Below are 12,217 nucleotides of genomic sequence, written 5' to 3'. Positions count from 1 at the left end.
CGATATTGTCAACCGGGGCCCCCGGGACTTATTTCATGCTTCGAGATCAAATGCCTCGTCCGGGCGAGGATCTCGGGGAAACTGAAATGCCTATCGAAACTCAATTTACGCCCCTCGCGTCCGCGGCAGGTGGTGCTCTCATTGGAGGTGCTGCCGTTCTTCTGATGCTTATGAGCGGCCGCATCGCCGGCATCAGCGGCATTCTGAGCCGCCTTTTGCTGCCGGGGTCAGACAGCAAGCCGCTCCAGGCATTGGCATTCGTTGCGGGGTTGGTGGTCGCCCCGCTTATTTGGGTCCCGCTTTCCGGTCACGGTGTCGTTCAGACGGTGACTGAAAATCTTCCCCTCGCCGCCGTCGCAGGTTTGCTCGTCGGCTTCGGCGCGGTTTACGGCAGCGGCTGCACCAGCGGACATGGCGTCTGCGGCCTGTCTCGTCTTTCGCCGCGATCCTTCGTTGCTACGGCAATTTTCATGGCAACGGCCATCGCCGTCGTCTTCATCGCGCGACATGTGATCGGAGCCGCATGATGATTATTATCTTCAATTTCCTCGCCGGTATTCTGTTCGGATTCGGTTTGTTGCTGTCGGGTATGGCTGATCCAGCCAAGGTTCTGAACTTCCTCGATCTTGCGGGGCATTGGGATCCGAGCCTGGCATTCGTCATGGGGGGCGCCGTCATCGTCACGATGATCGGCTATCGCATGGTGTTCCGCCGCGCAAAGCCCGTCCTCGATGATCATTTTCGTGTCCCCACGGCGCGCCAGATCGATCGGCAACTCGTCATCGGTGCAGCGATCTTTGGCGCCGGCTGGGGTCTTGTCGGGCTATGCCCTGGCCCTGCGCTTGTCTCGATTGTCCTCGCGGCGCCCGCGATTTTCGTCTTCGTGCCGGCCATGTTGATCGGCGTTGCCGGTGCGACGTGGCTGAAGCGCGTTCAAGCTGCCTATCAAAGCGCCTGATGTTGAAATAAGAGCGCAGCGCCGAACAACTATAGCTTCACGGCCCACTTGCTGTTTGCCAATCGCGGGTCCGCTTCATATCAAGGAGCGTACGCCTTCGCGTGCACGATTCGCGCGCAAGGGTACGAGACGTCAGCCAATCGGACGATGCGGCGCTCCGTCGATCGTCTGCGATCCGACTGAGTGCTCTTGACGATGAAATATCATGGTCCGCCGAGCCATGGAAAAATCCGCACTTCTCCGCCCCGGACAGATCATGGCGGCGCGCTGATCCTTGCATTGCTCGCAGCCGCCGCATTCTGCGGTTGGTACTTGGTGCAATTGGGTCGAACGGCCGACACCGATCCTTTGCCGGTGGTACACAAACCGATTATGCCGCCCGATACCACCGATGTGTCGTCCGAACTGCCCGGACACACGCACTATAGCGTCGTGGCGCCGGGCGGTGACGGCGCGAAAAAGCCCTAGGTTCGCGGCCGTCGGAAAATGACAGCAGTCACTAATTCACCGTGCTTCCCGTCTGCAGCCCCGCCTTCGCCTGAGGGGGCGGCGCCGTGATCGGCTGCACCGGCGCTCCCGGTCCGATTTTCTGCAGATTGCCGGTGATGACCATATCTTTCTCGTCCAACCCGGAGACTGTCACGAGATCCCCGTCCGTCGGCCCGAGCGTGACGAGCTTTTGCTCGGCAACATTTTTCTCGCCGACGACGTAGACGTATTTTCCAAGCTGACTGGAGCCGATCGCCGTCTGAGGCACGAGAAGCGCATCGGGATTCTCTCCGGCATGCACCCGAATGCGAACGTATTGCCCCGGCAGCAGCCCACGGTCCGCATTCGCGATCGTAGCGCGCGCGGTGAGCGTTCCCGTCAAGCGGTCGACGGCGTTATCGACGAAAGTGATCGTACCCTTATGCGGCGGCTTGCTGTCGCCGGGCTGGAATATTTCGGCAGCAACCGTGCCGCTCTTGCGGACCTTCTCGATCGCATCGAGATCTGTTTCCGAGGGATTGAACGTCACATAAATCGGATCGAGCTGGACCAGCGTGTTGAGCGGGGCGCCCGCAACGCTGATCAGCGCGCCGATCGCCGCCTGGTTCTTGCCGAGCCGGCCTGCGAACGGCGCGCGGATTTGCGTGTATTCGAGATTGAGCTCGGCGGTCCGTATGGCGGCGTCATCGATATTGATGGCCGCCTCGCTCTGGCGCAGCGAACTGGAGCGCTGATCGAAAGTGTCTTTCGCCAGCCAGCCGCTCTTCGAAAGTTCCGTGCCGCGTTCCAGATTGGAACTCGCATAATCGCGCGCTGCGATATCGCGCTGCTTTTCCGCCTTGGCCCGATCGAGCGCCGCTTGATAGTCGCGCGGATCGATCGTGTAGAGCAGCTCGCCTTCCTTGACGTCCGAGCCGTCAGGAACGTGCTGCGCCTGCAGGTAGCCCGAGACGCGGGCTTGCAGCGTGATGTTGTTGATGGATTCGGTGCGTGCCGGATATTCGAGATAGATGCCGACAGGCCGTTTGACGACAGGTGTCACCGGCACCGGCATAACGAAAGCGCCGGGCGGCGGCGCACCTGCGTTGCCTTCGACCTCCGCCAGAAGCATTGGGATCGCCTGGCGATAGTAATAAGCAGCACCGCCGCCTATTGCGATCAATCCGAGAAGAGCTGCCTTCCAAACGCGCATCGCGATTTCCTCTTCTATTCAGCAGCAACGGGCTTCGAGGGACCGTGCGCAGCTTCGGCCTCGCCGGATTTGTCGGCGTCGCGGCCCTCGCGCCACGTTTCGATGATGGCGTAGAACACCGGCACGAACAGCAGCGTCAGCAGCGTCGCCGCCAGCATGCCGCCGAACACGGTCGTTCCGATCGATTGACGGCTGGCCGCGCCGGCGCCGCTGGCAATCATCAGCGGCACGACGCCGAGAATGAAGGCGAAAGCCGTCATAAGGATCGGACGCAGCCTGAGACGCCCCGCCTCCATCGCGGCTTCGACGATCGACAATCCTTCAAGCCGCCGCCTCTTCGCGAACTCGACGATCAGAATGGCGTTCTTCGCGGAGAGCCCGATCAGCATCACGAACCCGATCTGCGAATAGACGTCGATCTGCATGTGACGAACCCAGATCGCCAGCAGCGCGCCGAACAGGGCGAGCGGCACTGCCAGCAGGACCATGAACGGCATCGACCAGCTTTCGTACTGCGCGGCAAGGATCAGGAACACGAACACGCTCGCGAGCGCGAAGACCATGATCGCAATCGAACCGGCTTTGAGCTCCTGGAAGGTGATGCCCGTCCATTCGAAGCTGAAATCTCTCGGCAGAGCAGTTGCTGCGGCTCGCTCCATGGCGGCGATTGCTTGCCCCGTGCTGTAACCTGGCGCCGGACCGCCGTTGATCAGAGCCGATGCGTAGTTGTTGTAATGGGGTACGGTTTCCGGACCGACGATCGGCTTCAAGGAACCGAGCGTGCTGAGCGGAACCATGCCACCGGTGTCGTTGCGCACATAGAGCTTCGATAGATCCGATGGCGACGAGCGTGACGCCTTGTCCGCCTGCAGCGTCACCCGGAAGGTGCGGCCGAACAGGTTGAAGTCGTTGACATAGAGCGAGCCGAGATAGATCTGCAGCGTATTGAACACGTCCGGCAGATTGAGGCCAAGCAGCTTCGCTTTCGAACGGTCGAGATCGTATTTGAACTGCGGTGTCGACGTCGAGAACGAGGTGAAAAGCTGCTGCGGATCGAGTTCGGGCTGCTTGCGCGCCTCCGCGATCAGCGCTTGCGTGGCATCGCTCAAAGCCTGGCTGCCGCGTCCCGTCAGGTCTTCGACCTGGAATTCGAAGCCACCTGTGGTGCCGAGACCGGGAATCGATGGCGGATCGAAGCTCAGCGCGAAGGCATCGGGAATCATCAGCAACTTGCCGCGCACCTGCGCCACGAGATTGGAGGCGCTTTGCTCTGGCGGCCGTTCGTCCCATGGCTTCAGGATTGCGAATTCGACCGCCGAATTCGATTGCGCGGCGTTCGTCAGGAAGTTGAGACCGCTGATCGAGCCGACGATGTCGACCCCGGGTGTGCTCTCGAGGATATCTCTGACTTGCTTCGCAACCGCATCGGTTCGTTCCAGCGACGCGCCATCGGGAAGCTGAACCACGACGAAGAAGTAGCCTTGGTCTTCGACCGGCAGAAACGTCGACGGCACCCGCTGCGCGATGAAATAGGTGGCCGCCAAAATGCCGACGAACAGCATCAGCATCAGCCAGCGAATGCGGATAAGGAAGCGGACAAGATGGGCGTAGCCATGCGACAGCCGCTCGAACCCGGCATTGAACCAGCGGAAGGCAAAAAACTGCGAGGGCGGTTTATGGCGAAGGAAAGCCGCCGCCAGCGCTGGGCTGAGCGTCAGAGAGTTAAAGGCTGAAAGGCCGACCGAAATCGCAACCGTCAACGCGAATTGATTATAGAGCCGGCCGGAAACGCCTGGGATGAAGGCGACCGGAATGAACACCGCCATCAGCACGCCGGTCGTCGCGATGATGGGGCCGGTCACTTCCGACATCGCCTTCAACGCCGCGTCCATCGGCTTCAGCCCGTTCTCGAGCTGCCGCTCCACGTTCTCGACGACCACGATCGCGTCGTCGACGACAAGACCGATCGCCAGCACCATGCCGAGCAGGCTGAGCATATTGAGAGAGAAGCCGACGGCTTCCATGATCACGAGCGTCGCAATCAGCGACACCGGAATGGCGATCGTCGGAATGATTGTCGTTCGCCAGCTTTGCAGGAAGATGTAGACGACGAGAACGACCAGCGCCAACGCTTCAAGCAGTGTGAAGATCACATCATGCATCGCCGCCGACACGAAGCGCGTCGTGTCGTAATGCATCGCGTACGATATGCCTTTCGGGAATCGCTTCGACAACTCCTGCATCTTGTTGAGCACGCGCTCTTGCAGATCGAGCGCGTTCGAACCCGGCATCTGAAACACGGCAAGCACCACCGACGGGTCTTTGCCGAAGAACGCGCTCGATGAGTACTGCAGCGCGCCAAGCTCGATGCGCGCGACGTCGCGAAGCCGGACGATCGCGCCTGACGAAGGATTGGCCCGGAGCACGATGTTGCCGAATTCCTCGGGGCTGCTGAGCCGGCCCGTGGCGTTGATCTGCATCTCGAACGGCGTGCCCGGGGGCGCAGGCGATTGCCCGATTTTGCCGGCGGCAACTTGGACGTTTTGCTCGGCAACCGCGTTCTGCACATCGACGGCCGTGATGCCGAGCTGCGAAAGCTTGTCGGGATCAAGCCAGACGCGCATCGAATAGCGCCGTTCGCCGAAGATCTGGACATCGCCGACGCCCTGCAGCCGTTTGAGCGGATCGACGATCTGCAGATACGCGTAGTTGCTAAGCGCGACCGGGTCGACCGAGTGGTCCGGTGACGTCAGGTTGACGATCAGCACGAAGTTGGGATTTTGCTTCCTGATTGTGATGCCGGCCTGATTGACGATCGGCGGCAGCGACGAGGCGGCTTCGGACACCCGGTTCTGAACGTCCACCGCCGCAATGCTCAGCGGATATCCGACGTCGAACGTGATCGTGATCGTCGAGGATCCGTCGTTCGAACTCGACGACGACATGTAGGTCATGCCTTCCACGCCGTTGATCTGCTGTTCGAGCGGCGTGGTGACAGTATCGGCGACGACCTGGGCGCTTGCGCCGGGATAGATGGCGCTGACAACGACTTGCGGCGGCGTGACGTCAGGGAGCTGGGAAACCGGCAGCAGGAAATAGCAAATGGCACCCGCAAGCACCATGATGACGGCGATTGCAGATGCAAAGATCGGCCGGTGAATGAAGAAATTGACCATGCGTCATCCGTGCTGAAGCGCGGGAGCCATCAATTGCCGGCAGTTGGGCTCTCTCCCCTGGAGCCCGATAAGTCTTAAAGACCGAAGCCGCCCTGATCTCAAGCAGGTTCTGGGCTGATTTCCGTGCCGCGTTCGCCAATGAAACTATGGGTTTAACGAAATAACGGAGACAGGCTCCGGATTTTTGAACATTCTCCGCGACTTCGCTCAGCGCCCGATTTCTCGCAAATATTTTGAAGCCATTTGGCCGTGGCGATATGCCTCGGCAGTCGAAGCCTGCATACCCTTATGGCAAGCTCGAGAAATTGTCCTGCACATCATTTTCTCTAGCGAATGTCCCGATGGGCCGTTGCATGCTCGCCCGATCTTGTAAAATTTGAAAACTGAGCAGATCGCCGACACGCGGTGTCGGTGGCCATCGGGAGCTTTATCCGATCCGCTCGAACTCGCCGCGCAGATGACGACGTCGAAACTGCATGCTAATCCCCGCGCCTGCGCGACATTCAACTGAATGCCGCATTTTCGCGCCGCTTGGGACCTAGGCACGGCTTCATTTCCCTCCCGGCGAAACCCATTTCAGGAATACAAGATGTCCACGTCAGAGCGCGGGACGCAGACGGTAGCGTCTCGCCCCGATGAGCCGTCCGAGAGGCTCACGATCTCGTTTCTCGAATTTGTCTGTCTTAGTGCCTGCCTGATGGCGATGACGGCACTTTCGATCGACATCATGCTGCCGGCGCTGCCCGAGATCGCTTCGACGTTCAACGTCACGAATGAGAATGACCGCCAGCTCATCGTCGTCCTCTACATGGCGGGATTCGCGGTCGGCCAGATTTTCTTCGGGCCGCTCTCCGATCACTACGGACGAAAGCCCATTCTGATGCTCGGGCTCGCCGTTTTCATCGTTGGCACGATCGGCGCGCTATGGGCTCGCACCTTCGACGTTCTGTTGATCGCCCGCTGCGTTCAAGGCATCGGAGCAGCCTCGCCGCGCATCATCGCCATCGCCGTCATTCGCGACCTTTATGCCGGCCGGCAAATGGCGCGCGTGATGTCTTTCACCATGATGATCTTCATCACCATACCGGTTCTTGCGCCATCCGTTGGCCAGGCATTGACGCACATTGGTAACTGGCATTGGATCTTTTTCGTGCTGCTGGTGATGGCAACTGTCGCCGCGGTATGGTCGGCTTTGCGATTGCCCGAAACCGCCCGTCCGGCGCTCGGCATCGAGCGACCGATGGATCTTCGCCACTCCTTCTTGCTTGCGATATCCAATCCCCTGACGGCGGGCTACGGCGCCGCCGGCGGCTTCATGTTCGGCTGCCTGCTCGCCTACGTCGCCAGCGCCCAGCAGGTCTTTGTCGAAGTGTTCGGCATGGGCGATATCTTTCCGGTGGTCTTTGGTGCCATCGCCTCGGCAATTGCCGTCGCATCGTTCGTCAACGCGCGATTGGTCGGCAGACTGGGCATGCGCCGGGTTTCTCACACCGCATTGCTCGGATTTATTATCGTCTCCGCGCTCCTCGCAGTGGCCACCTCGCTCGGCGTCGCTGGCTTCGTCGTGTTCGCGTTGGCCGTCGGAACGAGCTTTTTTCTGTTCGGGCTGATCGCGCCGAACTTCAACGCCATCGCCATGGAGCCGCAGGGCCACAACGCTGGTATGGCATCATCGATCATCGGCGCATTGAGCACCGCGATTGGCGCCGCGGCCGGCGGGCTTGTGGCGCGCGCATTCGACGGCACGATCCTCCCGATAGCCGCCGGATTTGCGATTTGCAGCTTGATCGCCGGGCTTATCGTGCTTGCCATCGAAGGGCCGTCGGGCCTTTTCGGCCGCAATCACCCGGCCTGAGGCGGTGAGCCTAAAATTTTGGTAACGGACGCCCAAAATCTCTCGCAGCCGTGGCCTCCGCAGCCGTCCTATACTAAATGCTGGCGCTGGTCATGTTGATGCTGACCGCCAGATTCGCGATGTGCGAGGCGAGACGAGCATGAGAATTCTTCTGCTTGAAGACGATCTGAATACCGCAGCCTACATATTAAAAGGTCTGGAGGAGGAGGGCCACACCGTCGATCACTTGGCGGATGGCCGCGACGCCGTCGCCCAGGCGGTCGCGGAAAATTACGACGTCATCATTCTCGACCGCATGCTGCCGAGCCTCGACGGTCTCGCGATCATAAAGACCATCAGAAGTGCCGGTCGCGGCGTGCCTGTCCTGTTCTTAACGGCTCTCGGCGGCGTCGATGATCGCGTCGAAGGTCTCGATGCCGGTGCTGACGACTATCTGGTCAAGCCGTTCGCGTTTTCCGAGTTGCTTGCTCGTGTCAACGCACTGGCCCGCCGCCCACACACCAAAGGCGAGGAAACCCGACTCAAGGTGGGCGATCTTGAAATCGATCTCGTCAGCCGCAAGGTCACGCGCGGCGGCGATGTCATCGATCTTCAGCCGCGAGAGTTTCGCCTCCTTGAGGTTTTGATGCGCAATCGCGGCCGCGTCGTCACACGCACGATGCTTCTCGAACGCGTCTGGAGTTTCCACTTCGATCCCAAGACGAGCGTCGTCGAGACCCACATTTCGCGGTTGCGGGCCAAGATCGACAAGCCCTATCGCAAGGAGCTGATCCACACCATTCGCGGGAGCGGATACACGGTCCATGACGGTTCGTGATCTCCTGAAGCGCACGCCGTTTCGCTTGGCGGTAACATTCTCGCTATTTTTCATCACGACGATCCTGGCGCTTTTTACCGTCGTCTACCTCGTCGCCAGCGCGCGGCTCGTTGCCGATATCCGCGACCGTGTCGAGACCACGCTTGACTCGCTTGCGGCTCTCGACGGCGAACGCACCTTTGATGATCTGGTCACGCTCGTTGCCAGCGAAAGCGAATCCGTCCGCGATCCCGATTTCATCGTTGAACTCGTCGACAAGAACGGAAATTTTCTCGCCGGAAATGTTCGCGGCGTAAAGGATTCCAATCAATGGATGACCCTGAAGCGCGCCGATCTTTTTCTCACGCTCGATCGCGGCGAGCCGGACGATGAATTTTTAGCGATCTGGCGCCCGCTTCTCAAAGGCAAACTGTTGGTCGGGAGCGACAACAGCGAAGTCAAGCAGATGAAATCTTTTCTCAAAAAGCTGCTTGGCTACGGCTTGCTGGCCGCATTTCTGGCGATCGCTCTATGCGCCACTTATTTTGCGCGTGAAACTCAGCATCGGATCGATGCGTTTGCGCGGCCGCTTGCGCGCGTCTCGAAGGGCGAAATTGCAGCGCGCGTTCCGACATCTGGCCAGCAGGACGATATCGATCAGGTTGCGATGCAGGTCAACGGCATGCTCGGCAACCTGCAGCGTCTCATCGAAAACGTAAATCAGTCTTCCTCCGATATTGCGCACGATTTGAAAAAGCCGCTGGGACGGCTGCGGCAGCGCCTCGATGATGCCCGCCGGCAGGCTGCCACCAAGGAAGAGTTCCAGGGTGCTATCGAGTCTGCGCTGGGCGATATAGATTCGATCTCCGAAACGTTCGATGCTCTTCTGCGGATCACGCAGATAGAAGCCGGCGCCCGCAAATCACGCTTCGTAACCGTCGATTTGGCGTCCCTGCTCGCTGATGTGCGTGATGTCTACGACATCGTCGCCGAAGATTCGGGCGACCGGCTTTCCTATTCATCGTCGTGCGACGGTCCTGCTCAGGTCCGCGGCGATCCAGAATTGCTGGTCCAGCTTTTCGCAAATCTCGTTGAAAATTCCATTCGCCATTGTCCCGCCGATACGGCGATTTCGATCACCTTGTCGGCTGAGTCGGGCGCCTACATCGTAAGTGTCGCCGACACCGGGCCCGGCATTCCGGAGCAAGAGCGCCAGAATGTCTTTCGGCGTCTCTATCGATTGGAACGCGCCCGATCGACCGATGGTAGCGGTCTCGGCTTGAGCCTGGTGGCAGCCATTGTCGAGCTTCATGGCGCAAAGATTGCGCTTTCCGACAACGCGCCGGGGCTCAAAGCGGAAGTAAGATTTCCTGCGGCGTGATCAGAGACGAATAAGGACGACGCATTGGCGATGCGTCGTCCTCTGTCGTGTGTCACAAAGCGAATTCGCAATCAGCTCGCAAAGCTCGCCTTCAGCGCATCGAAGAGTTTGACCTGCTCTTCAATGAGGTCTCGCTTTTCATCGCGGCGGACGAAAATCTTGAAGATCGCTTCGCCGGCCGCATTACGAAGGCAATCGACGTGCAGTTCTCGGCCTTGATGTGACCGCCGATCGGACTGTCGCCGTGAAGATTGAAATACCCGCGAGCGAAAGTCCCGGCCGGGATCGGTCCTTCGCATTCGAGCACGATATCCGGCGTATGCACGATGAAGACGACCGGTCCCCACGACGTCAGCGCCGCCAGAATTTTCTCGAATGCGCTTCCTGGCACGATCGCGCGATGCGAAGTGGGAAGCGCTTCGACCGCTTCGAATGTGCTGACGCCGTACTCGCGGGCAACTTGCTCCAGGATGCCGTCTGCGCTTTTTGCAAGACGTTCGCGAAGGGATGGCCGCTCACTGGCTTCCGATGTCAACGTTCCGGCCATCGACTTTACTCGGCGGCGGCCAAGACCGACGACTTGCCGTCGGATCCGACTTCCTGAATGACCTCGAAACCTTCGAATTCCGGATGGCCGAGATAGAGCTTCTTCGCCGAGCCGGCACCGGAATGTGATTTCCGGAACGAATCCGATTTTGTCCAGGCATCGAAATCCGCAAACGACCGCCACACGGTGTGCGACGAGTAAAGGACATGATCTTCCTTGGTCGGGCCGCGCAGCAAGTGGAACGAAATGAAACCCGGCTCTTTGTGCAGGTTGACCTCACGCGTCAGCCAGACCTGCTCGAAATCTTTCTCCGCGCCGGGCTCAACCTTGAAACGATTCATAGCGATATACATCGGACGTACCTTCCATGTGGCGTTCGAGTAGCGGGCCGGATCTGGGGTTTCTGGCGACCGGCCCGCTACAATGATCTCAGAGCGGCGAGACGGGAAGTCAGTTGGGCTCTAAGACGCATTTCAGAAAACAAAAGTGATACCGCGTGAAGGGTTCCAGCTTCAAAGATGAACCGCATGAAGCGTCCCCGGCATGACGGCGAGCGGACGCTAGAATTGTGCACGTAAAAAGTCAACATTATCTCGCAATTCGCGATGAAAACGCTTCATGCGTCGGAAGCATCTGTCCGATGTTGAGAAGGTTCCCGTCGTCATCGATGAAATGAAATTCTCTGAGCCCCCAAGGCTTGTCCTCGACCTCCGAAAGACGCTTTGCAGGACCGTTCCTGAAGGCTGCGTGCCATGTGTCAACATCATTCACGCGAATATACGCGCATACGCACTGCGGTTCGGGGACTTGCGTCACACCCGAGACGTGAAGCTCGACAGCGTTTCTACGTAGGATCAGGTAATTGTGCGCGGCGTTCACCACCGTGAACCCCTTGCTGGCATAGGTCTCGGCAGCATGTGCGATATCGGTCGAGATCAGCACCGGAATGGCCAGCGGCACGATGACGCCGCTGTCTTGGAGTTCGTCGGGCAATGTCATCATTCTGCGGCCGCTCCCGTCTTGAGTTTGAGAGTACTTGTCGCGGGAACGACCAGCCGCCTGCCGTCGCTCGCCGCTTCGATCGTTAGTCGGCACCCGAATGTGTGGCTGAGAAGGTCCTCATTCAAGACATCGTTTGGCTTACCGCGCCCGACGATACGGCCGTCGGCCATTAGCAGGACATCGTCGGCAAAAGCTGCGGCAAGATTGAGATCGTGAATGACGAGCAGAACCGCTCGCCCGTTCCGTGACTGTTCTTTGACAACGGACAGCACGTCGCCCTGATGTTTGAGATCGAGGCTTGCGGTGGGCTCATCGAGCAGCAGCGCCGAAGTCCCATTGTGATCACTGCGCGCGGCGTTCAGTTGACACAGCGCTCGTGCGATATGCACGCGCTGCCGTTCGCCTCCCGATAATTCGTGCAGCATGCGCGCTTCGAAGTTGGAAAGCCCGACAGCATGTAGCGCTCTGTGCGCCATCTCCGCCGCTTCCTGGTCGCGCACGCCAAATCCCGGCACCGTGACGCCGAGCATCGCCACTTCGAGCGCCGTGAATGGAAACGAAAGATTGACCGATTGCGACACGACCGAGCGGCGCATCGCCAACTGAGCCACTGGAACGTCGCGGATATTCACGCCGTCGAGGAACACTGACCCCGCCGTCGGGCGAAGTTCTCCCGCCATCACGCGTAGCAATGTCGATTTGCCCGCGCCGTTCGGACCGATTACCGCCGTCAGGCGCCCGGGCACAATGGCGGCGGAAACGTCGGCGAGAAGCATTTTTCCGCCGCGCGTGACGGTGATGTTGCGCGCTTCGAGCATCCG

At 59.6% G+C, this 12,217-nt stretch carries 12 protein-coding genes; 6 read left to right on the top strand and 6 right to left on the bottom strand.

Going from position 1 to position 12,217, the window contains the following annotated elements; translation table 11 throughout:
• Nucleotides 1-86: 86 nt before the first annotated feature.
• The 3 genes from QM780_RS14285 to QM780_RS14275 all read left to right on the top strand — a co-directional run bounded on the left by QM780_RS14285 (nt 87) and on the right by QM780_RS14275 (nt 1,426).
• On the top strand, nt 87-527 hold the full coding sequence (locus QM780_RS14285; protein ID WP_415071117.1) for a YeeE/YedE family protein: 441 nt from the start codon (nt 87-89) through the stop codon (nt 525-527).
• On the top strand, nt 527-958 hold the full coding sequence (locus QM780_RS14280; RefSeq protein WP_415072049.1) for a DUF6691 family protein: 432 nt from the start codon (nt 527-529) through the stop codon (nt 956-958). The genes QM780_RS14285 and QM780_RS14280 overlap by 1 nt, the downstream gene beginning before the upstream one ends.
• 195 nt (nt 959-1,153) lie before the next feature.
• Nucleotides 1,154-1,426 (top strand): hypothetical protein, encoded by a 273-nt coding sequence (locus tag QM780_RS14275; protein WP_415071116.1) that lies wholly within the window; start codon nt 1,154-1,156, stop codon nt 1,424-1,426.
• Nucleotides 1,427-1,457: 31 nt separating this feature from the next.
• On the opposite strand, the gene QM780_RS14270 is transcribed toward QM780_RS14275, so the two are convergent.
• Nucleotides 1,458-2,639: an efflux RND transporter periplasmic adaptor subunit gene (locus QM780_RS14270; RefSeq protein ID WP_415071115.1), complete on the bottom strand. Its 1,182-nt coding sequence runs from the start codon at nt 2,637-2,639 to the stop codon at nt 1,458-1,460.
• A 14-nt stretch (nt 2,640-2,653) separates the two neighbouring features.
• Complete coding sequence (locus QM780_RS14265; RefSeq protein ID WP_415071114.1) at nt 2,654-5,815, bottom strand: efflux RND transporter permease subunit; 3,162 nt, start codon at nt 5,813-5,815, stop codon at nt 2,654-2,656.
• A gap of 589 nt (nt 5,816-6,404) precedes the next feature.
• Here QM780_RS14265 and QM780_RS14260 point away from each other — a divergent pair.
• The 3 genes from QM780_RS14260 to QM780_RS14250 all read left to right on the top strand — a co-directional run bounded on the left by QM780_RS14260 (nt 6,405) and on the right by QM780_RS14250 (nt 9,847).
• Nucleotides 6,405-7,670: a multidrug effflux MFS transporter gene (locus QM780_RS14260; protein WP_415071113.1), complete on the top strand. Its 1,266-nt coding sequence runs from the start codon at nt 6,405-6,407 to the stop codon at nt 7,668-7,670.
• A gap of 139 nt (nt 7,671-7,809) precedes the next feature.
• The gene (locus QM780_RS14255; RefSeq protein ID WP_415071112.1) at nt 7,810-8,487 is read left to right on the top strand and encodes a winged helix-turn-helix domain-containing protein; all 678 of its coding nucleotides are present in this window, start codon (nt 7,810-7,812) and stop codon (nt 8,485-8,487) included.
• Nucleotides 8,474-9,847, top strand: a complete 1,374-nt coding sequence (locus QM780_RS14250) for a sensor histidine kinase (RefSeq protein WP_415071111.1) — start codon at nt 8,474-8,476, stop codon at nt 9,845-9,847. The genes QM780_RS14255 and QM780_RS14250 overlap by 14 nt, the downstream gene beginning before the upstream one ends.
• 91 nt (nt 9,848-9,938) lie before the next feature.
• Here QM780_RS14250 and hutX read toward each other — a convergent pair whose 3' ends face one another.
• The 4 genes from hutX to QM780_RS14230 form a co-directional block, all read right to left on the bottom strand.
• Nucleotides 9,939-10,394 carry a heme utilization cystosolic carrier protein HutX gene (gene hutX, locus QM780_RS14245; RefSeq protein WP_415071110.1) on the bottom strand — a complete coding sequence of 152 codons (456 nt, stop codon included), beginning with the start codon at nt 10,392-10,394 and terminating at the stop codon, nt 9,939-9,941.
• Nucleotides 10,395-10,399: 5 nt separating this feature from the next.
• Nucleotides 10,400-10,747 (bottom strand): antibiotic biosynthesis monooxygenase family protein, encoded by a 348-nt coding sequence (locus QM780_RS14240; RefSeq protein ID WP_415071109.1) that lies wholly within the window; start codon nt 10,745-10,747, stop codon nt 10,400-10,402.
• A gap of 235 nt (nt 10,748-10,982) precedes the next feature.
• Nucleotides 10,983-11,396, bottom strand: coding sequence for a bleomycin resistance protein (locus tag QM780_RS14235; protein ID WP_415071108.1), 414 nt, complete (start codon nt 11,394-11,396; stop codon nt 10,983-10,985).
• The gene (locus tag QM780_RS14230; protein ID WP_415071107.1) at nt 11,393-12,214 is read right to left on the bottom strand and encodes a heme ABC transporter ATP-binding protein; all 822 of its coding nucleotides are present in this window, start codon (nt 12,212-12,214) and stop codon (nt 11,393-11,395) included. Before QM780_RS14230 ends, QM780_RS14235 begins: the two co-directional genes overlap by 4 nt.
• Between the last annotated feature and the right edge of the window lie 3 nt (nt 12,215-12,217).

It is taken from the genome of Hyphomicrobium sp., from assembly GCF_047600905.1.
GTDB lineage: Bacteria > Pseudomonadota > Alphaproteobacteria > Rhizobiales > Hyphomicrobiaceae > Hyphomicrobium_B.
The sequence above is the reverse complement of the archived record's forward strand: the minus strand, read 5'-3'. Positions and strand labels throughout refer to the sequence as shown.